17 protein-coding genes and 1 pseudogene are annotated in these 20,565 nt (G+C 69.8%); 9 read left to right on the forward strand and 9 right to left on the reverse strand.

The window, feature by feature from the left end; all coding sequences use genetic code 11:
* Positions 1-221 precede the first annotated feature (221 nt).
* Positions 222-1,826, reverse strand: coding sequence for a PucR family transcriptional regulator (locus tag AB0I76_RS00375; protein ID WP_357027623.1), 1,605 nt, complete (start codon positions 1,824-1,826; stop codon positions 222-224).
* Positions 1,827-1,951: 125 nt separating this feature from the next.
* Between AB0I76_RS00375 and AB0I76_RS00380 the strand changes: the two genes are divergently transcribed.
* The 6 genes from AB0I76_RS00380 to AB0I76_RS00405 all read left to right on the forward strand — a co-directional run bounded on the left by AB0I76_RS00380 (position 1,952) and on the right by AB0I76_RS00405 (position 9,887).
* Positions 1,952-3,241, forward strand: coding sequence for an aspartate aminotransferase family protein (locus AB0I76_RS00380; protein WP_357027626.1), 1,290 nt, complete (start codon positions 1,952-1,954; stop codon positions 3,239-3,241).
* Entirely contained in the window at positions 3,238-4,728 is a 1,491-nt protein-coding gene (locus AB0I76_RS00385) for a CoA-acylating methylmalonate-semialdehyde dehydrogenase (RefSeq protein ID WP_357027629.1), read from the forward strand. Before AB0I76_RS00380 ends, AB0I76_RS00385 begins: the two co-directional genes overlap by 4 nt.
* A gap of 622 nt (positions 4,729-5,350) precedes the next feature.
* Positions 5,351-6,193 (forward strand): arpA protein, encoded by an 843-nt coding sequence (locus AB0I76_RS00390; protein ID WP_357027632.1) that lies wholly within the window; start codon positions 5,351-5,353, stop codon positions 6,191-6,193.
* Positions 6,194-6,214: 21 nt separating this feature from the next.
* Positions 6,215-7,066, forward strand: a complete 852-nt coding sequence (locus tag AB0I76_RS00395; RefSeq protein WP_357027635.1) for a hypothetical protein — start codon at positions 6,215-6,217, stop codon at positions 7,064-7,066.
* A gap of 22 nt (positions 7,067-7,088) precedes the next feature.
* Positions 7,089-8,894, forward strand: a complete 1,806-nt coding sequence (locus AB0I76_RS00400; RefSeq protein ID WP_357027638.1) for a choline/carnitine O-acyltransferase — start codon at positions 7,089-7,091, stop codon at positions 8,892-8,894.
* Between the two features lie 516 nt (positions 8,895-9,410).
* Positions 9,411-9,887, forward strand: coding sequence for a hypothetical protein (locus AB0I76_RS00405; RefSeq protein ID WP_357027641.1), 477 nt, complete (start codon positions 9,411-9,413; stop codon positions 9,885-9,887).
* Between the two features lie 251 nt (positions 9,888-10,138).
* Here AB0I76_RS00405 and AB0I76_RS00410 read toward each other — a convergent pair whose 3' ends face one another.
* Positions 10,139-11,041, reverse strand: coding sequence for an LPXTG cell wall anchor domain-containing protein (locus AB0I76_RS00410; RefSeq protein WP_357027644.1), 903 nt, complete (start codon positions 11,039-11,041; stop codon positions 10,139-10,141).
* 514 nt (positions 11,042-11,555) lie between these two features.
* On the opposite strand from AB0I76_RS00410, the gene AB0I76_RS00415 reads away from it, so the two are divergent.
* Positions 11,556-13,166, forward strand: coding sequence for an FAD-binding oxidoreductase (locus AB0I76_RS00415; RefSeq protein WP_357027647.1), 1,611 nt, complete (start codon positions 11,556-11,558; stop codon positions 13,164-13,166).
* Between the two features lie 477 nt (positions 13,167-13,643).
* Positions 13,644-14,306, forward strand: a complete 663-nt coding sequence (locus AB0I76_RS00420) for an AAA family ATPase (RefSeq protein WP_357027650.1) — start codon at positions 13,644-13,646, stop codon at positions 14,304-14,306.
* Positions 14,307-14,383: 77 nt separating this feature from the next.
* On the opposite strand, the gene lepB is transcribed toward AB0I76_RS00420, so the two are convergent.
* The 5 genes from lepB to AB0I76_RS00445 form a co-directional block, all read right to left on the reverse strand.
* A complete protein-coding gene (gene lepB / locus AB0I76_RS00425) occupies positions 14,384-14,905 on the reverse strand; it encodes a signal peptidase I (RefSeq protein WP_357027652.1) in 522 nt (173 codons plus the stop codon).
* Positions 14,906-15,763: 858 nt separating this feature from the next.
* Positions 15,764-17,230, reverse strand: a complete 1,467-nt coding sequence (locus tag AB0I76_RS00430) for a carboxyl transferase domain-containing protein (protein ID WP_357027654.1) — start codon at positions 17,228-17,230, stop codon at positions 15,764-15,766.
* Positions 17,227-17,379: a hypothetical protein gene (locus AB0I76_RS00435; protein ID WP_357027657.1), complete on the reverse strand. Its 153-nt coding sequence runs from the start codon at positions 17,377-17,379 to the stop codon at positions 17,227-17,229. Before AB0I76_RS00435 ends, AB0I76_RS00430 begins: the two co-directional genes overlap by 4 nt.
* A gap of 117 nt (positions 17,380-17,496) precedes the next feature.
* Positions 17,497-18,522 carry an LLM class F420-dependent oxidoreductase gene (locus tag AB0I76_RS00440; RefSeq protein ID WP_357027660.1) on the reverse strand — a complete coding sequence of 342 codons (1,026 nt, stop codon included), beginning with the start codon at positions 18,520-18,522 and terminating at the stop codon, positions 17,497-17,499.
* Between the two features lie 16 nt (positions 18,523-18,538).
* A complete protein-coding gene (locus AB0I76_RS00445; protein WP_357027663.1) occupies positions 18,539-18,955 on the reverse strand; it encodes a nuclear transport factor 2 family protein in 417 nt (138 codons plus the stop codon).
* Positions 18,956-19,031: 76 nt separating this feature from the next.
* On the opposite strand from AB0I76_RS00445, the gene AB0I76_RS00450 reads away from it, so the two are divergent.
* Complete coding sequence (locus tag AB0I76_RS00450; RefSeq protein WP_357027666.1) at positions 19,032-19,595, forward strand: PadR family transcriptional regulator; 564 nt, start codon at positions 19,032-19,034, stop codon at positions 19,593-19,595.
* A 73-nt stretch (positions 19,596-19,668) separates the two neighbouring features.
* Here the strand turns inward: AB0I76_RS00450 and AB0I76_RS00455 are convergent.
* Both AB0I76_RS00455 and AB0I76_RS00460 read right to left on the reverse strand, forming a co-directional pair.
* Positions 19,669-19,863 (reverse strand): annotated as a pseudogene (locus AB0I76_RS00455) (LysR family transcriptional regulator); the annotation flags it as partial.
* Positions 19,787-20,392, reverse strand: a complete 606-nt coding sequence (locus AB0I76_RS00460; protein WP_357027668.1) for a TetR/AcrR family transcriptional regulator — start codon at positions 20,390-20,392, stop codon at positions 19,787-19,789. The gene AB0I76_RS00460 and the pseudogene AB0I76_RS00455, both read right to left, overlap by 77 nt.
* Positions 20,393-20,565: the final 173 nt, after the last annotated feature.

The following is a 20,565-nucleotide window of genomic DNA, read 5'->3' on the forward strand; positions in this document are numbered from 1 at the left end:
GCTGCCGCAACAGCGGCCGGCCAACCGGCGCGTGCTGCGGGTGGGGGCGGATCAGCACGATCTTTATCTCGGAATGGTGGGTGTCCCGGACCCGCCACGGGCAGCGGCAAAGTGTCCACGCTTGCCATGATCGGGGCACACTCTGTCCACGGGCATGCCCGCACGGAGCCGTCAATCGCCGCGGTGGCTGGATTCGGGTCTCCTGCCGGACCCTTGACCCGTCACGCCTCGTCGAGTTCGTGCACCAGCAGCGCCACGTACAACGACAACATCGACTCCGGGTCCTCCAGCGACACCCCGAGCACCTGCGCGATCCGCGACAGCTGCTGGTAGTAGGCCGTCCGTGACAGGTGCGCCACGGTGGCCGCCGCCGACTTGTTCCCGCCCTGCTCGCAGAAGCAGCGAAGCAGCTCCACCAGCCGGCTGCCCTGACTGTCATCGCGGACCAAAAGGGGCCCGAGCTCCCGGTCGGCGAACGCCCGGACCCGCTCGTCCTCGCGCAGCAGGTGTAGCAGGCCGCGCAGTCGCACGTCATCCAAGCGGTGGTAGAGCTGAGTGCCGGGGGAGCGCAGGGCGGCACCGGCGACGTGCGCAGCCTCCCCCAGACTGCGCCGCACGTCCGACACGTGCGACACCGTCGTCCCTACGGCCACCACCACCGCACTGGCCGTCGAGCGGTGGACTTCTCTGGCCAACCGCCGCAGGATCGCGTCGACATCCGCCTGCGCCGGCAACGACAACAACGCGCGCACGCTGGTGTCGTCCACGACGCCCACCAACGCCGGCACGCTCACCCGCCGCGCGGCCAGTGCGGTGGCCTCCGCGAGGTCCCGCAACACCTCCTGCGTGGCCAGTGCGGGGGCGCGCGGCGTGATGCTGCCCGGCCGGATCGCCACGCCGACCATTTTCCGCCGCTCCAGCGCAACGCCCAACGCGGCCGCCCGGGTGGTCAGATCAGGAGGCGGCAGGGCCTGGCCGAGCAGTTGCGCGAGCAACATCCGGTGCGTCTGCCGCTCCAGGCTCTCCCGATCCCGCGCCACGAGCCGGTGCACCGCCAGTGCCGACGCGGCTCGCTCCGCGACCACCACGTGCCGGTGCGGGGGAGAGGCCGGCGAGAGCAGCACCAGTCGTCCCCAGTCGGCGCCCTGGGCGCCGACGGCGGTGATCAGCCAGCCGGCTTCCTCGTCGTAGGCGGTCCGTTGGGAGACCGCCACGGACCGGGATCGCTGCCCCCAGTCGGTCAGCAGCTCGATCGGGTCCTGCCCGGCCGCGTCGTACGCGAGCACGTCGTGCCCCAGCGTCTCCAGGACGACCGGCAGCCCGGAGATCCTCGCGACCTCGCGCAACACCTCGGCCGGCTCCGCCCCGGCCACCGTGAGCGCGGTGAACGTCTCGTGCACCTGCTCAGCCGCCCGCAGCTCGGCGAGCTGCGCGTCCACGATCAACGCCACGACCGCCTCCGTGACGGACACGAACTGGGTCTCCCGCGCCAGCGTGATCAATGGCAGCCGGTGTCGTTCCGCAGCCGCCACCAGCGCCTCCGGCAGGTGGTCGCTCCAGCGCCGGACCAGCTCCACCACGAGCCCCGCCGCGCCGACCGCGGCCAGGTCGTCCACGTACGTCGTCAGCGCCGTTTCCTCGTCCGGCAGCGCGATGCCGGTGGTCAGCACGAGTTCGCCGCCGCGCAGCAGATGAGCGATGTCGGCGACCTCCGCCGCATGGACCCAGCGGACAGGCCCCGGCAAGCCGGCGGATCCGGCGACGACGCGGGGCCTGGCGCGCCGGATCACGGGCAGTGCTATGGCTTCGGCGACCGTGGGGTACATGCGGCCTCCCGTGCGGGGGATGCACACAACGTAGTGCCAGCGATGGCGACCCGTACAGGTTGTCGGTGGCGGCGAACACCGAAGTCTCGGGACACTCGGCTCAGTCACGAGATACGGAGGACGGGATGGCGCATCGGGAGTTGCTGCATCGACACCGGTCCGTGCTGCCGAAGTGGCTGGCCCTCTACTACGAGGAGCCGATCGAGATCGCCAGCGCGCACGGTCGCCGGGTGACCGATCGCGAGGGCCGCGCGTACCTCGACTTCTTCGGCGGCATTCTCACCAACTCGGTCGGCTACGACGTGGCCGAGATCAGCGACGCGGTCCGCGCGCAGATCGACACCGGCGTGCTGCACTCCTCCACGCTGTACCTGATCGAGTCGCAGGTCGAGCTCGCCGAGAAGACCGCGGACCTCTCCGGGATCCCGGACGCGAAGGTGTTCTTCACCAACTCGGGTACCGAGGCCAACGAGACCGCGTTGATGCTCGCCACGCAGTACCGGCGCAGCGGGCAGGTGCTCGCGCTGCGCAACTCGTACCACGGGCGCGCGTTCGCCACGGTCGCGATCACCGGCATCCGCGGCTGGTCGGCCAGTGAGCTCAGCCCGATCAAGGTGAGCTGGGTGCACGGTGGCTACCGGTACCGCAGCCCCTTCAAGGACCTGTCGGACGCCGATTACGTCAAGGCGTGCGTCGCCGACCTGCGCGAGGTGATCGAGACCGCGACCGCTGGCGACGTGGCGTGCATGATCGTCGAGCCGATCCAGGGCGTGGGCGGCTTCGCCTCCCCGCCCGACGGCCTGTTCCGCGAGTTCAAGAAGGTGCTCGACGAGTACGGCATCCTGCTCGTCTCCGACGAGGTCCAGACCGGTTGGGGCCGCACCGGTGAGCACTTCTGGGGCATCCAGGCACACGACGTCGTGCCGGACGTGATGACCTTCGCCAAGGGACTCGGCAACGGTCTGGCGATCGGCGGGGTCGTCGCGCGCGCGGAACTCATGGACTGCCTGCAGGCCAACTCGATCTCCACCTTCGGTGGCAACCCGATCTCCACCGCGGGGGCCCTTGCCACCCTCAACTACCTCCTCGACCACGACCTGCAGGCGAACGCCGCAAAGCTGGGAAACCGCCTGATCCATGGCCTTCGCTCGGTCGCCGCGACGCATCCGGTGATCGGCGACGTACGCGGCAAGGGTCTGATGCTCGCCCTCGAGCTCGTCGGCCCGGCCGGCGAACCCGACCCCGCGGCCGCAACCGCCCTGTTGGAGGAAGCGCGCAGTCGCGGACTGCTGGTCGGCAAGGGCGGCCTGTACGGCAACGTGATCCGGCTCGCGCCGCCGATGACGCTCACCGAGGACGAGGCCGACGAGGCGCTGGGCATCCTCACCGAGGCAATTGAGGCGGTGTCGGCATGAGGATCACGCACTGGATCGGCGGCAAGGCCTGGACCGGTGTCGCACAGCGCGCGGGTGAGGTGTACGACCCGGCAACCGGTCAGGTCCGCGGACGGGTCGACTTCGCCAGCGCCGCGGACGTCGACGAGGCGGTCGACGCCGCCCGCGAGGCCTTCGCCCGGTGGCGCAACGCCTCCCTCGCCCAACGCGCGAACGTGATGTTCTCGTTCCGCGAACTGCTCAACGCCCGGAAGTCCGACCTCGCCGAGATTGTCACCGCCGAGCACGGCAAGGTGCTCTCCGACGCGGCGGGCGAGATACAGCGTGCGCTGGAGGCCGTGGAGTTCGCCTGCGGCATCCCGCAGTTGCTCAAGGGCGGGTTCAGCGAGAACGCCTCGACCAAGGTGGACGTGTACTCGATCCAGCAGCCGCTCGGCGTGGTCGGGGTGATCTCCCCGTTCAACTTCCCGGCGATGGTGCCGCTGTGGTTCGTGCCCAACGCCATCGCCTGCGGCAACACCGTGGTGCTGAAGCCAAGCGAGAAGGACCCCTCCGCGGCGAACTTCCTGGCGGAGCTCTTCGCCGAGGCCGGGCTACCGGATGGCGTGTTCAACGTCGTGCACGGCGACAAGGAGGCGGTCGATCGGATCCTCGAGCATCCGGAGGTCAAGGCGGTCTCGTTCGTTGGGTCGACGCCGATCGCCCGGTACGTCTACGAGACCGGAACGCGTAACGGCAAGCGGGTGCAGGCGCTCGGCGGCGCGAAGAACCACATGGTCGTGCTGCCCGACGCCGACCTCGACCTCGCCGCGGACGCCGCCGTCTCGGCCGGTTTCGGCTCGGCCGGTGAGCGCTGCATGGCGATCTCCGTCGTCGTGGCGGTGGATCCGGTCGGTGACGAGCTGGTTGGCAAGATCAGCGAGCGGATCGCCGAACTGCATGTCGGCGACGGTCGCCGCCCGGGCTGCGAGATGGGACCGTTGGTCACCGGGGCGCACCGCGACAGGGTGCGGTCATATCTGGACGCCGGCCGGTCCGCGGGCGCGAAGCTGGTGGTCGACGGACGCGGTCATTCGATCGACGGTGACGACGCCGGCTTCTGGCTGGGGCCGACCCTCTTCGACCACGTCGACGTGGACATGTCCATCTACACCGACGAGATCTTCGGTCCGGTGCTCTCGGTGGTCCGGGTGCCCGGCTACGACGCGGCGGTCGACGTGGTGAACGCCAACCCGTACGGGAACGGCACCGCCATCTTCACCAACGACGGCGGCGCCGCGCGGCGGTACCAGAATGAAATCGAGGTCGGCATGGTCGGCGTCAACGTGGCGATCCCGGTCCCGGTCTCGTACTACTCGTTCGGGGGATGGAAGGACTCACTGTTCGGTGACTCGCACGCGTACGGGCCGCACGGTGTGCACTTCTTCACCAGGACCAAGGTGGTCACCAGCAGGTGGCTCGATCCGTCCCACGGCGGCGTGAACCTCGGCTTCCCACAGAACAGCTGAGCAACCGGTCGGCCGGTAGCAAGACCAATGCAGCGATCGACGTGTCGGCCGACGCTTCGATCGCCCTTCAGGGAACATGAGTTGAACCGCGCCAACCGCTTGGGTAACACCATGGCCATCTCGGCTGCCCGGCTTCGGCGTCATCATCCATCGCGGCCGCCGATCCGGTCGCGAGTACCGCACGCCGATCAACATCTTCCGGACGTCCGACGGTTACGTCGCCGCCCTGACCTACGGGGTAACCGACTGGGCGAGAAACGTGCTGGCCGCCGGCGGCTGTGAGCTGGAGATCCGCGGCCGGCGCGTGCCGCTCACCGGTCCCCGCCTCGTTCCTGCGCCGTGAGCTGACCCGGGCCGGGGAGACGGGTGCTCAGCACGAGGTTCCGGGCCTGTTCGGACGCCGCCCGTAGCGCCTCGCCCGTACGACCGGACGCGCCATGACCGTCGCCCAGTCCCGGGGCGGCAACTCGGGCGGACTACCAGTAGTTGGGCTGGTCCAGCGGACCGCGCTCCGGCCGCGGTGCTGTGAACAATGTAACCAACATGGGGCTAGACGCCGGTGAATCTTGTTAGGATTCCGCATTTCTTCATGCCGCCACCCTTGAAGAAGGGGTTTGTCCAAATGCATATCGTGGACACCGCGCGCTATCCACTGGCCGACCTGGGAAGCGACGCATGGGAACGCATCGTTTCCCGAACGCGCACCGAACTGAGCGAACTCGGGTGCAGCGTGCTGCCGGGGTTCATTCTGCCGAGCAGCTGGGAGGCGCTGCGGCGGGAAGGCGCCGGGGTCGCCCCGCTGGCGTACTACGACGTTGAGGAGACCAACGTCTACAACATCGCGTTCGACGACAACCTGGCGGCCGAGCACCCGGGCCGCATCGTCATGCAGCGCGGCAACGCGTTCGTCCCGCGCGACCGGATCCCCACCGACAGTGTCATCCACCGGCTCTACACCGACCCGTCGTTCGTGCGCTTCGTCGCCGCCTGCTTCGAACTCCCGGAGCTGCACGAGCTCGCCGACCCGCTGTCCGGCCTGGTGCTCAACGTCGTGCAGCCCGGCATGGAGCACCCGTGGCACTTCGACACCAACGAGTTCACCGTCAGCATGCTGACCCAGGAGCCGGAGGAGGGCGGCGTCTTCGAGTACTGCCCGAACATCCGTTCGGCGGGCGCGGAGAACTTCGGCGCCGTCCGTTCGGTGCTCACCGGCGCCGACCGCTCGCCGGTGCGGGCCCTGACCCTGCGCCCCGGTGACCTCCAGCTGTTCAAGGGCCGGTACGCGCTGCACCGGGTGAGTGCGGTGCGCGGCGCCACCGCCCGGCACTCAGCGATCTTCGCCTACTCCGAACGCCCCGGCGTGATGGGCAGCGTCGCCCGTACGCGGCAGCTGTTCGGCCGGGTCCTGCCCGCGCACCGCCACGCCGAGCGCAATGCCGTGCGAGTCGACCAGTTGCTGGATTAGTAATCGCGAGGAGCCGCCCCCGTGCGTTTCGATCGGACCGGAAAAGTTTCCCTCGACGGCATCTACACGCAACCCGATCCCCGCGCCTATTTCACTACCCTGCGCGAGCTCGACTATTGCATTCCCCAACTCGCCAAGCCCTATTTCCAGCAAATCATCGGGCAGTACCGCCAATCGCGGCAGGTGGCCGTACCGACCGTCATCGACATCGGCTGCTCCTACGGCGTCAACGCGGCGCTGCTGCGCTGCGACGCCACCATGAACGACCTGTACGACCGCTACGCCGGCGCCGAGGGCACCCGGCAGGCGCTGCTGGAGCGCGATCGTGAGCTGGTCCGGGCGCACCGGTCCCCGGCTCGGTTCGTGGGGCTGGACGTGTCCCGGCCGGCGCTCGGGTACGCATCGGCGGCCGGGTTCCTCGACGACGCCGTGCAGGCCGACCTGGAGGCGCGCGATCCCACGGCGCGGCAGCGGGCCCTGTTCGCCGGTGCCGATATCGTGATCTCCACCGGATGCCTCGGCTACGTCACCGGCCGGACGCTCGTGCGCGTAGTCGACTCCCGCCGGGACGGGCTGCCGTGGATGGCGCATTTCGCACTGCGGATGTTCCCGTTCGAACCGATCGCCGACAGCCTCGCGGCCCTCGGTTACGAGACGGTGCTGGTGGACGGGACGTTCCGGCAGCGCCGTTTCGCCTCCGACCGGGAACAACGGCAGGTGCTGGAGACGATGTCCGCCGCCGGCGTTGATTCGGAGGGTCTGGAGACCAACGGCTGGTTGTACGCTCAGCTCTACGTTTCCCGGCCCATCGGCACTCCAGACCCCTTGACCTTTGACGTTGACCAGTCACTGACCCAGAAGGCCGCCCGATGAGCAGCGAATTCCAGGAGACCGAGTGAGCACGTTCGAAAATGAGGACACGCTGCCGCGGGTGCCGTTGCCCGCGCTGGAGGACACCTGCGCCCGGTTCCTCGAGTGGTCTGCGCCGCTGCTGACGGAGGAGGAGTTCGCCGACACCGAGGCCGCAGTGCAGGAGTTCGGGCGGGCCGACGGTCCGGGGCCGAAGCTGCACGCCGATCTGGTGCGGTACAACGCGGATCCGGCCACGCACAGCTGGCTGGACACGTTCTGGCCGGCGCGCTATCTCGGTCGCCGGGACCGGATCGCGTTGAACGCCAACTTCATTTTTCTGTTCCGCGACACGCCGTTGCGCGGGTCCGCCGAGCCGCAGGTGGAGCGCGCGGCGAGGCTCATCGCAGCCGCTGTGAACTACAAGACCCAGCTCGACGACGAGCGCATCCCGCCGATCGTGACGCGCGGGCAGCCGTTGTCGATGGAGCAGAACAAGTTCCTGTTCTCGACCACCCGCATCCCGGGGCCGGTGCAGGACACGGTCCGAGCGCCGTACAGCGACGAGATGCCGGGCCCGTCGACGGCGCGGCACATCGTGGTGTTCCAGCGCGGCAACGCGTTCCGGATGGACGCGGTCGGTCCGGACGGGCGCCCGTACTCCCTCGACGATCTGGCGGCCGGCCTGCGTGAGGTGCAGAAGGTCGGTGCCGCGCGGGCCGCGACGCCCACCGCGGCCGGTCATCTCACCACGATGGCCCGCGCCGAGTGGGCGGCGGCCAGGGACCGGCTGGCGGCACTGGATCCCGGTAACGCCGCGGCGCTGGACACCATCGAGACGGCGCTGTTCTGCGTGTGCCTGGAGGATCTGACGCCGGCCGACGACCTGGCGGCCTGCGACCAGTTGCTGCACGGCGACAGCGGCAACCGGTGGTTCGACAAGGCGGTGTCGCTCATCGTGTTCGCCGACGGCACGGCCGGCATCAACGTCGAGCACTGCGGACTGGACGGCACCACCATCCTCAGCTTCGTCGACACGATGCTCGCCGCCTCGCCCGAGGAGCACGCCGCGCAGTCGGGTGCGGTGGCGCAGGGGGTGCCGGCGATCGAGCCGGTCACGTTCGTGCTCGACGACGCGCTGCGGACCGACATCGCCGCCGCGGCACGGTCGTTCGCTCAATACGGTGCGGACACCGCCACCGTGACCCTGTCCTTCGACGAGTTCGGGGTGGACGAGGTCAAGCGGCTGCGGGTGTCGCCGGACGCGTTCGTGCAGGTGGCATACCAGCTCGCGCACAAGCGGGCCAAGGGCTTCATCGGCGCCACGTACGAGTCCATCGCCACCCGCCAGTACCTCCGGGGGCGGACCGAAGCGATGCGCGTCGTCACGCCCGAGGTGCTGCGATTCGTATCCACGATGGACGACGCCGCCGCGTCGTGCGATGAGCGGCGGGCGGCGTTCCGGGCCGCGGCCGACAAGCATGTCGAACGGGCGAAGCAGTGCCAGGCCGGTGCGGCACCCGAGCAGCACCTGTGGGAGCTGCAGCTGATCCAGAAGCGGCGCGGGGCGGCGCTCGGCGTGCCCGAGTCGTCCCGACTGTACGAGACGCCGGGGTGGCTCAAGATGCGCGACGACTACCTGAGCACCAGCTCGGCTCCGTCGACCAGCATCCGCTACTTCGGGTTCGGGGCCACCAGCAGTCGCTGCATCGGGATCGCGTACGTGCTCCTGCCGGACCGGTTCAACCTGTATCTCAGCACCCCACGCCCGGTCGCCGACATGATGTACACGTTTGCCGATCGGCTCCGCGAAGCGTTGCGCGAGCTGCGCGACCTACTCGACGAGCGGTAGCCCGGGTCGCGGGTCCGCCGCCGCCGCGCGACTTCCGCGACCTGGTGGTCGTCCTGCCGGCGGACCCGCCATTAGCTACCGCGGGTAGGGCGCTCGAAACGAGCTAAGCGGACCAAAGGGACGCTGACTGTGATCTTGTCGAAATCGGGTGCCGCCGGGTCCGGGTTGAACATCTTCAGCGTGTTGGGCCCGGGCCGGAGAGACATCGTCACGATCATCGTGCCGACGCTGCTCCAGCCGCCCGTACCCGGAAAGGTCAGGGTGATCGGCGGCTGGCGTTCACGCTGATCTTCCCCACTCGTGGGGCCTCACCGTTGACGTAGGCGATCGTCACGGTGGCCAAGCCCCCCGTTCGGCGGTCACGCCGTTGAACTGCAGCGTCCCCATGTCGCGGCCGCGCCCTGAAGGCAGCCGGCTGCCAGGTGGTCATCTCCGCGACCATTCCCGGCTTCACCGCTCTCGCCATGGGGGCAGGCCGCCGCTAAGGGGTTCACGGCCCAGTGGATCGTGTCCAACGTGGGCGCCGACTACACCACACTGTCGAAGCAGCTCGGCGACAAGAGGGTGATTCTGGAGGGCATGATCGCCGACAACTACCTGCCGATGGCCAGCGACGCGAACGACCCGTGGATCCGGGCGTTCCGGAAGATCCACGAGCGGTACAACGCCGCCAACCCGCTCGACGGCAACGCCATCTACGGCTACTCGATGGCGTACACCTTTCTGCAGTCGCTGCTCACAGCCGGCACGGACCTCACCCGCGAGAAGCTGGTCGAGGCGGTGCAGAAGGACGGCTTCCGGGGGCCTGGCCCAACCCCCCGGTACAGCAAGTTCGTCCACGCCGGCTACAGCGGCGTCCGGCTGACCAGGGCGCAGCAGGGAGTGCAGACCTACTTCGGTCCGACCTACATGACGGACGACGGCGAGGACCAGGTCAGGGAGTGCCCCGAGCCGCCGGTCGCACCGCCGGCCGACGCCATTCCGACATCCTGACCCCGACCGTCGGCTTGCCAGGCCGGCGGAGCGATCGGAACGGGCCGCCACAGCGCTGTGGCGGCCCGTTCCGTTGACGCTGCGCACATGTTGAGGCTCAGGAAGCCCCGTTGCCGGTCCCTCCGCGTCGGCTGAGAGCCGAGCGCGTTGAATGCTCTACCAACCATCCGGTCGGACCACGGTGCAATCCAGGTCGACGACGACCCGGACGCCCCCACCACCTCACGGCAGAGGGGGCGTTCCGATGAAGGTCAGGCGTCGAAGCGGACCCGACGGCGGCGTGCCACCACCAGTGCCACGCCAGCCAGCACCGCGATCACACCGACGGCGCCGAGCGCACTGGTGTTGACACCGGTCACGGGAAGGCCACCGCCAGCGTTCGGCGCGGGGCTGGTGGTCGGCGGGGCGGTGTTCGGCTTGAGGGGGTTGGACTCGCAGCCAATCCCCGGCGTGCCCCTGTTGCCGTCCAGGCCCCACGGGTCGTTGTTCACGTCCACCAACGTGACCCGGTACTTCACGTCAGAGCAGTCGACCGTGCCGGGAGGGTTGGGGAAGTCGGCGCACAGGTCCTGCGTAGTGCCGGTGTAGACGTACGCCTCGCAGTCGCGCGGCTCCGCGGGCTGGCTGGTCGGCGGGGTGGTCGGCGTCTTCGTCGGTTCGGCGCCCGGCTCGACCGCCTGGAAGTCGACGGCCTTGCCGTCGATCTTCAGGTTCTTCACGACCACTGTGCCGGCGGTGCCGTTGTCGTACACCACGCCGGCCGCTCCGATGGCGCCGGCTTCCGCGACGGTGAAGGTGATCGCGCCGTCCGCGCCGCACTGCGTGCCGCCGCCGATGTTCTGATCCCACGAGTTGGTGTTGACGTCGTCGACGACGACGAAGACGCGCGGGGCACCCCCGTTGCACACCGCGCCCTCGGACAGCTCGTAGGAGAAGCTGATCTCGGTGCCGGCCTCGACCTCGACGCCGAGGTTCGCGGCCTCCACGGAGGTGTTGCCGCCGATCAGCGTGACGGCGTGCTGGCCGGTGATGGCCGAGTCGCCATTGGCCGTCCACACCGGATCGCCGGGCGCGGCCTGGGCGGGACCGGCCAGAGCCAGGGACGAGAGAACGAACGCGCCGACCGCGGCGCCGACAATCCTGGGCGTGCGCATAGAACTCCTTGGTCGAGTGTCGGTTCCCGCTCGCTGGCGGGAACTGGGCAGTCCGACAGGACCAACGACCGTCCGGACCAGGCACAACCCGAGGAACACTAATATCAGTCGTCAATCTGTGACGGTCACCTGTTCAGGCCGGGACGGTCGGTCGCGCGGCCCACAGCATGCGCGCCGGACGACAGAGCGGATCGGCTGTTCGGCCCATGCCCGGCTGGTACTGGTCTCGATAGCGGAGAGAGGACCCACCGGCAACCTTCTGACCAGGGCGTCCTGCAGCGGCGAAGCCCCAGACGTCCTCGGCCTGGAGCGGGGCGACCACCGAGGTGCGGTTCGCACGTGTGGGTGCCGAACGCAGCCGTCGTGCCGGTGTCCGTTGTGGCCGGCGAAGGCGTCCCATACCGGTTCGCGGCGCAGGGAGTCCACGCCTACGACGACGGCATCGACGGGGTGCCGGGTGTCGAGTACGTTACCGGCGAGTCGATCTGGCGTTGGTGGACGGCGGGGAGGCCGTATGGCCGGGAAGAACCGTTCGTGGTGGGGCTGGGGGCACGTCGAGGACGCGGTGACCGGTGCGGAGGCCACGGCGTTGGCCGACCGGGTGCGTATCCTGCTGCCCGACGCCGACCTGACCGAGCATGTCGCGCCACCGGTGGCCGAACTCGGCCTGCGCCGCTCCCGGATCGATCCGCCGACGTCACTTTCCCGGCTGTGCTCGACGGACCCGGCCGACCGGGCCGCGCACACCCACGGCAAGGCGTTTCGGGACGTCGTCCGCAACCTACACGGGGAGCTTGATGATCCGCCGGACCTGGTGGTCCGGCCGGCGATCGAGCAGGACGTCGTCGACGTGCTGGACTGGTGCGCGGGGCGGGACATCGCGGTGATTCCCTACGGCGGCGGCTCCTCGGTGGTCGGCGGCGTCGAGCCGCGGCTGGACGACGCCTATCCTGCGGCGGTCAGTCTCGACCTCGGGCGCCTCGACCGGGTACTGGAGGTGGACCCGACGAGCCGGGCGGCCCGCATTCAGGCCGGCGTGTTCGGCCCGGCGCTGGAGGACCAGCTCCGGCGGCACGACCTCACGCTGCGGCACTTCCCGCAGTCGTTCGAGTTCTCCACCCTGGGCGGCTGGTTGGCCACCCGTGCCGGCGGTCACTACGCCACCGTCCTGACCCACATCGACGACCTGGTCGAGTCGTTGCGGGTGATCACCCCCGTGGGCACAAGCCAGTCCCGCCGACTGCCCGGCTCCGGTGCCGGGCCGTCACCGGACCGGCTGTTCCTCGGCTCGGAGGGCGTGCTCGGCGTCATCACCGAGGCGTGGATGCGACTGCAGGACCGGCCACGCTGGCGGGCGGGCGCCTCGGTGCACTTCACCGACTACGACGATGCGGTCGACGCCACCCGGGCCATCGCCCAGTCCGCGCTGTACCCGAGCAACTGCCGGCTGCTCGACCCCGCCGAGGCGCTCCTCAACGCCGGTGTCGCCACCACCGGCGGCGTGCTGGTCCTGGGATTCGAGTCCGCCGACCATCCGGTCACACCCTGGCTGGACCGCGCCGTCGAGCTGTGCCGCGACCACGGGGGAACCCTGCCGGAGGCGGCTCACGGCGACAACTCGTCCGGCCCACGAGAGCGGACCGCCGCCGACGCCTGGCGGTCGGCGTTCCTGCGGATGCCGTACCAGCGCGACGCCCTCGCCGCCCGGTCGATGATCGTGGAGACGTTCGAGACCGCCTGCACCTGGGACCGATTCCCCGCCCTGCGCGCCGCCGTGCTCGACGCGGCCGGCGACGCGCTCCGCACAGTCGGCGCGACCGGTGTGGTCACCTGCCGATTCACCCACGTCTACCCGGACGGCCCCGCCCCCTACTTCGGCATGTACGCCAGCGGCCGCTGGGGCGCCACGCTCGCCCAGTGGGACCAAATCAAGCACGCCGTCTCCGACGCGTTGCTCGCCGCCGGCGGCACCATCACCCACCACCACGCCGTCGGCCGCGACCACCGACCGTGGTACGACCGGCAGCGTCCCGACCCGGTCGCGCTCGCCATGCGCGCCGCCAAGAGCGCGCTCGACCCCTCCTGGATCCTCAACCCCGGTGTCCTCCTCGATCCCGCCGGCTGACGTGAGGCGCCCCCGCGACACCTGACTCTCCGGTAAATCCGTGCTGGCGCGGTGGCCGCATCCGCCGGGAGCCGTACCGTGCCCTGCAAGTGGGAGCAGATTGGGTGCAGGCTGGCGAAGTGGTCACCGCGTCCGAAGTGCTCAGCGGCCTGGGAAGCTGGCTGGGGGAGCGGATCGTATGAGGCCGACGTCATGTGTGGCTACTGCATCGGCGGCCCCGCCCTCGTGCCGGGGCTTTGTTATTCGCCAGATCAGATCGGGCACGACGAACATCCAGCCGTGAGATGAGATCGGCACTGGCGCGTCCCCGAGTTGGCCGGCGAGGTCAAAGATACCCACAGGGGCGGGCAACTGGGCGTCGTGCCGTTCCGCTCCGAGCGAGCCTTGCATCGACCGCAAGGCGTATCCGGTAGCCGAGAAGAGTATGTGTCATTGCCCCGGCCGGCTGTTCGGCGTGCCGGTTGGGAGACTTGCCGGATGATTGCCTCTGCGGAGCGGCGTGACGTCATTGGGAAGGTCGCACAGCGCATTCCCGCACCCGACGGCCCTCGATGTCTCCGCGTTGCTGTCGACGGCCCGGACGGCTCCGGCAAGAGCACCTTCGCCGACGAACTCGCCGCGGCCGTGCGCGCTCTCGGCCGCCGTGTCGTGCGGATATCACTCGACGACTTCCACAACGTCCGAGCGCTCCGGTACCGACAGGGACGCGAGTCGCCGGAAGGCTTCTGGCAGGACTCATACAACTACCCGCGATTCCAGAGCGACGTCCTGGATCCGTTCGGCCCGGCCGGCTCCCGGCGATACCGGCCAGCCGCGCATGACCTCGCGACCGACATCATCCTCGACCCGGAACCCCTTACTGCCCTTCCTGGGACGGTGCTCGTCGTCGACGGGCTCTTTCTGCATCGGGACGAGATCGTCATGGCCTGGGACTTGTCGGTGTTCCTGGATGTCCCCTTCGATGAAACGGCCAGGCGTATGGCCGCTCGTGACGGCACGAACCCCGATCCAGAGCACCCGAGCATGCGGCGCTACGTGGAGGCCCAGCGCATCTACTTCAGAGCCTGCTCCCCGCAACAGCGAGCCGATATCCTCATCGACAACCGCGATGTCAGCGCTCCGCGGATCATCCGCAGATGACGTACTCAACTGCCGCCGTCCGAGCACTTAGCGTCGGCCACCTCGGCACTCCATGGCGAGTGCCAGGTGCGCCCTGGTCAGTCGGCCATTACGGCGAAGACCGACGACACCGGCACCGGCCCGGCACATCGGGAGTCGTTCGACCGGGCGCGGTTATCGCCCATCACGAAGACGGAGTCGGCCGGCACGGTAACCGCGGCGAACCGGCGCGGCCCGCAGTAGTTCGGATTCGGCGGCTCGTCGAGCGACGCGTCCTCAGCCACATACGGCTCGGCCAGCGGCTTACCGTCGACCGTCACCTTGCCCGAGGTATCGCAGCAGGCGATGGTTTCGCCGCCGACCGCGACGACGCGTTTGAGTAGCGGCGCCTTACGGTCACCCCACAGACCGCCGGGGGAACGGATCAGGACGACATCGCCGCGCCGTGCCTCATACGTGCCGGTTACTGTCCGTGCGGTGACAACCTCGCCGGCCCTGACCGTCGGCTCCATACTGACGCCGCCCTGGTTGAACTGTTCGGTGGCCCCCGTCTCGGTCGCGTCACCGTCGCCGCAGCCGGCAACAGCCATCACGAGAAGGAGCACCATCAGTCTGCGCATCCGACGGATCCTGCCAGAAGAGGCGGTGCCGTGCGGTCCGCCGGGCGCGGCGCTACCCGGCACTGCTGCCCCAAGGTCACATGGGCTGTCATGCCGCTCCGGGTGGACTGGCGTTCATTACCGCTGGTGACGCACGGTGATGTATGACAACCTCTCCTGCTTCCGCTTCCAGCGTTGTATCGACTGATCAGCTCGTTCTGCGTGCCGCGGTGTCCGCCTTCTTGGGCCGCTACCGTGGGCAGACTCGCGTCCATGCTGAGTCCGACCTGCGAGTCTTCCTTCGTTGGTGCACCGACCAAGCTCTTGATCCGCTCGCCATGGCGCGCATCGACGTCGAGCGGTACATGCGCTGGCTGCAGGACGTCCGCCGGTGCCAGCCCTCGACGGTGTCGCGGCGCCTGTCGGTTCTTTGGCAAGCTCGCGCTCGTCCCGCTGCCACCGGCTGTGGCCCGAGCCATCGACCGGGCCGTTGATAAGCGCATCAGCGGGCCGATCCTGCGCAACACCCTCGGCCGGCGGATGGACCGGCATGCGCAGCACGGCGAGCTCGTCGCGTTGGCCGCAACAGCGGCGGGGCACTCGGCGACGACACCAGCCGGATGCTCACCACCTGGCTTGCGCGTACCGGCCCCGGCCGATGAAGGCTCTCCTCGCCGCGCACAGGTCCGGTGACCGACGCCGGGGCGGCAGACCTGCTCGTACGGCCTAGGTTGAACCAGGACCCGGTCGCCATCGGTTTGCGGGCAGGAAACCGTGTCGACCTGTCCCGGCCGGACGAGCGAGTGTCGGCCCCAGGGCCGACGGGTGACCGCGGACGGGCAGCTGAAGGAACGGGTTCCATTCGGCGAGAGTCTGCGGTCAGAGTTGACGGTAACGGACCCGGCGGGCCTGGAGGCGGTCCGCCGGGTCGACGTCGAGCAGGGTGGCCAGCTCGTGCGCCAGTACCGCCCCCAGCCGGTCGAGGAACGCCGCGGGCTCGTCGGCGGCGTCTGGTCGCTCGGCCACGATCCGGTCCACAATGCCCCTTGCCCACAGGTCCTGCGCGCGGATGCCCTGCGCGGCGGAGACCTGCGGCGCCCGCTCGACGGTGCGATGGAGGATCGTCGACGCGCCCTCCGGCGGCAGCGGCGAGAGCCAGCCGTGCGCTGCGGCGATGACACGGTCGGCCGGCAGCAGGGCCAAGGCGGCGCCGCCGCTGCCCTGACCCAACAACACGCACAGGGTCGGCACCGGCAGGGTGACGAGATCGGCAAGGCAATGGGCGATCTCCCCGGCCAGGCCGCCCTCCTCGGCCTGTGGCGACAGGGCGGCGCCCGGCGTGTCGACAACGGTGACGACGGGCAGGCCCAACTCTGCGGCGAGCTTGAACCCCCGCCGGACGGCCCGCAGGCCGGCGGGGTCAGGCGGGCTGTCGCGCCGGTCGTGTCCGACAACCACGGCGGGGGCTTCCCCGAAACGGGCCAGCGCCACGATCACACCGGCTCCGGTTTCCCCGCTCTGCGTACCGTGCAACGGCACGACATCCCGGCCGGCGTGTCTCAGCAGGCGGCGGATTCCGGGACGGTCTGCCCGGCGGGATCGCCGGACGGCGTCCCAGGCGGTGCATTCGCCGGGCGGGTCTTCCATCGGAATCGGGGTACGGGGGAGGCGGCGCGGCGCGCTGAGAGTGGCCAGCGCCCGCTCGGCCAGCGGCGCCACCTGCTCCGGCGCAACGACCGCGTCGATCAGACCGTGTTTGTGGAGGTTCTCGGCGACCTGCACGCCGGCCGGGAACGGCGAGCCGGTCAGCGCCTCGTGCACCTTCGGCCCGAGGAAGCCGATCAGCGCGCCCGGCTCGGCGACTGTCAGGTGCCCGAGGGACCCCCACGACGCGTACACGCCGCCGGTTGTCGGGTGCCGCAGGTATACGAGGTATGGCAGCCCCGCGACCTTGTGCGCGGTGATCGCCTGGCTGATCTTCACCATCTGCACGAACGCGATCGAGCCTTCCTGCATACGGGTGCCGCCGCTCGCGGGCGCGGCAAGCAACGGAATCCGCTCGGCGGTCGCCCGCTCGACGGCCCGGGTGAGCCGCTCGGCCGCCGCGACGCCGATCGAGCCGCCGAGAAATGCGAATTCGCCGGCGATGACGGCGACCCGCCGCCCGCCGAGCCGGCCCGCGCCGGTGATGACCGCCTCGTCGACGCCTGTAGTCCGGCGCGCGGCGGCCAGGGCAGCCGCATACTCGGCGTCGAGCGGGGCCGGATCGGCAAGCGTCTCATCCCACGACACCCACGTGCCGTGGTCGATGACCAGTTCGATCAGGTCCCGTGCCGATCTCCTCACACCCGGTCGACCTCCGCGTACGAGCGGTCGCCGGGGAGCCGTGCATAGCCCGGGCCGCGGTCGAAGAATGACTCCTCACCGGTGCGCTGACTCTGCAGCGTCAGGCGGAGTGCTTCCGAGGCGGCCTCGTCAACCTGGTCGCCAGCCATGATCACACCATAGTCGTCGTGGGCCCGGGCAATGGAGAGAGAAGACGACCTCGGAAGATTGGTCCTCGGCGAGGGGTTCCGCGCAGGAGAGTTGCCTTCCACGGTCGACGCGTGTCGTCAGTCGACCAGCTCGGCGATCTGGCGCAGCTGCTGTGGGCCGCCCGAGACCAGCAGGGTGGTGATCACGCTCTCGCGCCACCGCTGCAGCTCGTCCTTGATCTTTGCGGTCGGCCCGATCAGCGCGATGTCCTCCACCAGCGCGGTGGGCACGGCGGCGATCGCCTCCTGCTTGTTGCCCGCCAGATACGCCTCGGTGATGACGTCGCACTCCCGCTCGTAGCCGAGGCGGGCGATGACGTCCCGGTGGAAGTTGGCCGACTTGGCACCCATGCCGCCGACGTACAGCGCGACGAACGGCCGGATCCGATCGGCCGCCCGCTCCACGTCGTCGTCGACGACGATCGGCACGGTCGCGGCGATCTCGAACTCGTCCGGGCCCCGGCGGGCGCCCGGTCGGGCGAAGCCCTCGGCCAGCGCGGCGCGGTAGAAGCCGTCCGCCTTGGGGGAGAAGAACAACGGCAGCCAGCCGTCGGCGATCTCGGCGGCCAGCGCCACGTTCTTCGGCCCTTCGGCGGCGAGGAAGATCGGGATGTCGGTGCGCAGCGGGTGGACGGTGGACTTCAACGGCTTGCCCAGGCCGGTGCCGCCGCGCTGCGGCAGCTGGTAGAACGCGCCGTCGTACTCAACCGGACCGGTGCGGGCCAGGACGGCGCGGACGATTTCGATGTACTCCCGGGTGCGGGCCAGCGGCCGCGGGTACGGCTGGCCGTACCATCCCTCCACGACCTGCGGGCCGGAGGCCCCGAGCCCGAGGATGAACCGACCGCCGGACAGGTGGTCGAGGGTGAGTGCCGCCATCGCGGCCGCGGTCGGCGTACGGGCCGAGATCTGCATGATGTTGGTGCCCAGCCGCACCCGGGAGGTGCTGGCGCCCCACCAGGCGAGCGGGGTCAGGCAGTCCGACCCGTACGCCTCGGCGGCCCAGACCGAGTCGAAGCCAAGCCGGTCGGCCTCCGCGATGGCCTCGGTGACGCCGACGGGTGGGCCAGAGGACCAGTAGCCGGTGGTGTATCCGAGTTTCATCTCGCGTCCTCCAGGATCATGAGGCGATGCCGTCGGCGGCAAGGCCGGCGACGACCGCCTCGCTCAACGTGGTGACGGCGGACAGGGGGCGGACCATGACCGTCAGCTCCTCGATCAGACCGTCGTCGCCGAGCTGGAGCAGGTCGAGGCCGTGGATCTGCTTGCCGCGCACGGTCGCGCGGAAGATGAGGATGTGCGACTCGACCGGCCGGCCTGCCGTGCCGATCTCGGCCTCGCCGGCCAGCTGCCCGACGTACCGAAAGTCCTCGAAGGTGCGCAGGAGGACGCCGAGGAGCCCGTGAACGGCCTGCGCCCCCTGAAACGGCGTGAACTTCACCGGGCTGTAGAAGCGCACGTTCGGGCTGAACAGCCCGTCGAACGCGGCCAGGTCCCGGTCCTCCACGGCGGCACGAAACCGCTCGATGGTCGTCACGGCTGCCTCCCCTATAGTCAACGATAGGAGTAGTCATATCACTGACTATGCGACGAGGGAAGCGGGAGGTGTGGCGATGGCGCTGCGCCACGCGGTGCTGGCGGCACTGCTCGACGGCGAGTACAGCGGGTATCAGCTGGCCAAGGTCTTCGACGTGTCGCTGGCGAACTTCTGGTACGCGGTGCCCCAGCAGCTCTACGCCGAACTGGCCAAGCTGGAGCGCGAGGGGCTGATCGCCGGCCGGCAGGTCATCCAGCACGACCGGCCCAACAAGCGGCTGTTCACGGTCACCGATGCCGGCCTCGCGGAGCTGGCCGCGTTCACCGCGACGCCGTCGAAGCCGACGTCCATCCGGGAGGACCTGCTCGTCATGGTTCAAGCCGTCGACCGGCTGGACCCGGCCCCGGTCATCGCCCAGCTCGAGGAGCGGGCGGTCGCGGCCGCGGCGAAGGTGGAGATTTTCGACCGGATGCTCCGGCGGTTGCGTGGCGAGCTGGACGAGGAGACGTTCCTGCGCGAAGGCGACCGGATCGGGCCGTACCTGACGTGTCTGCGCGGCCGCCGGTTCGAGCAGGAGAACCGCACGTGGTGCGAGCAGGCCGCGGCGCTGCTGCGTGCCCGTGCGCCGCTGCCGGGCTGACCCCGCTGTCAGCGCTCGGCGCAGGGTAGGGCGCTACGGACAAGGTGATCATGGCAGCGCGACGCAGTTCGCGTTCGAGTGCGCGCACCGACTGCGACAGCGTCGGCTGGGCGAGGTCGAGCGCCGCGGCCGCGCGGCTGAAGCCACCGTGCTCGGCTCGGCGGGAACATCGGCGAGCGCCGACGTGTCTATCAGGGAACGCCGACGATGCGCAGCGCCATCTCGGCGTACTGGGCGGCGATGTGCTCGGGGCTCCAGCCGCCGTCATCGCGGTACCACCGGCCGAGGTCGATGCCCAGCGACAGCAGGGCCGCGGCCGCCATCCGCGGGTCGGGGGTGTCGAAGACCCCTTCGGTGACGCCCGCCTCGACGAGCTGGCGGATCGCCTGCTCGATGCGGTGGCGGAGTTCGCGGATCTCGGCGAGGTGCTCGGGGCTGAGTGCGGACAGCTCGTAGTTCACGACGCGCGTGCTGGTGTGGTCGCGGGCGTGGGTGACGACGAAGTCGTGGACCACCCGCCGTAGCGCCGTGGTCGGGTCGTCGGACGACGCGATCGCGGCCTGCACCTGCCGCAGCACGTGGTCGTGTCCTGATCGTGAGATCAGGTAGAGCAGCTCCTCCTTGGATTTGTGGTGCACGTAGAGCGCGGCCGGGCTCAGCCCGGCCGCCGCGGCGATGTCGCGTGTCGTCGTGCCGTGGAAGCCTCGCTCGGCGAACGCGCTGACGGCCGCCTTGAGCAGCCGGGCGCGGGTGACGTCGGCGCGGGAGTGCTCGGCCGTGTCGGTCAACGCGTCCATCCTTCCTTCCTGAGTCTCGCCCGGGCAGTGGCACCACGGTGCCGCTGGACGAGGCGGACACCTGCCGGCGAGGTCCGACCTGTTGACGGCGGCCGCGGTGTGTCGCACACTTCATCAACTGTACTACTAAGCAAGCGCTTAGTAAGTTTGGAGGGGAGACCGTGCCCGAAGCA

The sequence above is a fragment of the Micromonospora sp. NPDC049799 genome, assembly GCF_040656655.1.
Lineage (GTDB): Bacteria > Actinomycetota > Actinomycetes > Mycobacteriales > Micromonosporaceae > Micromonospora.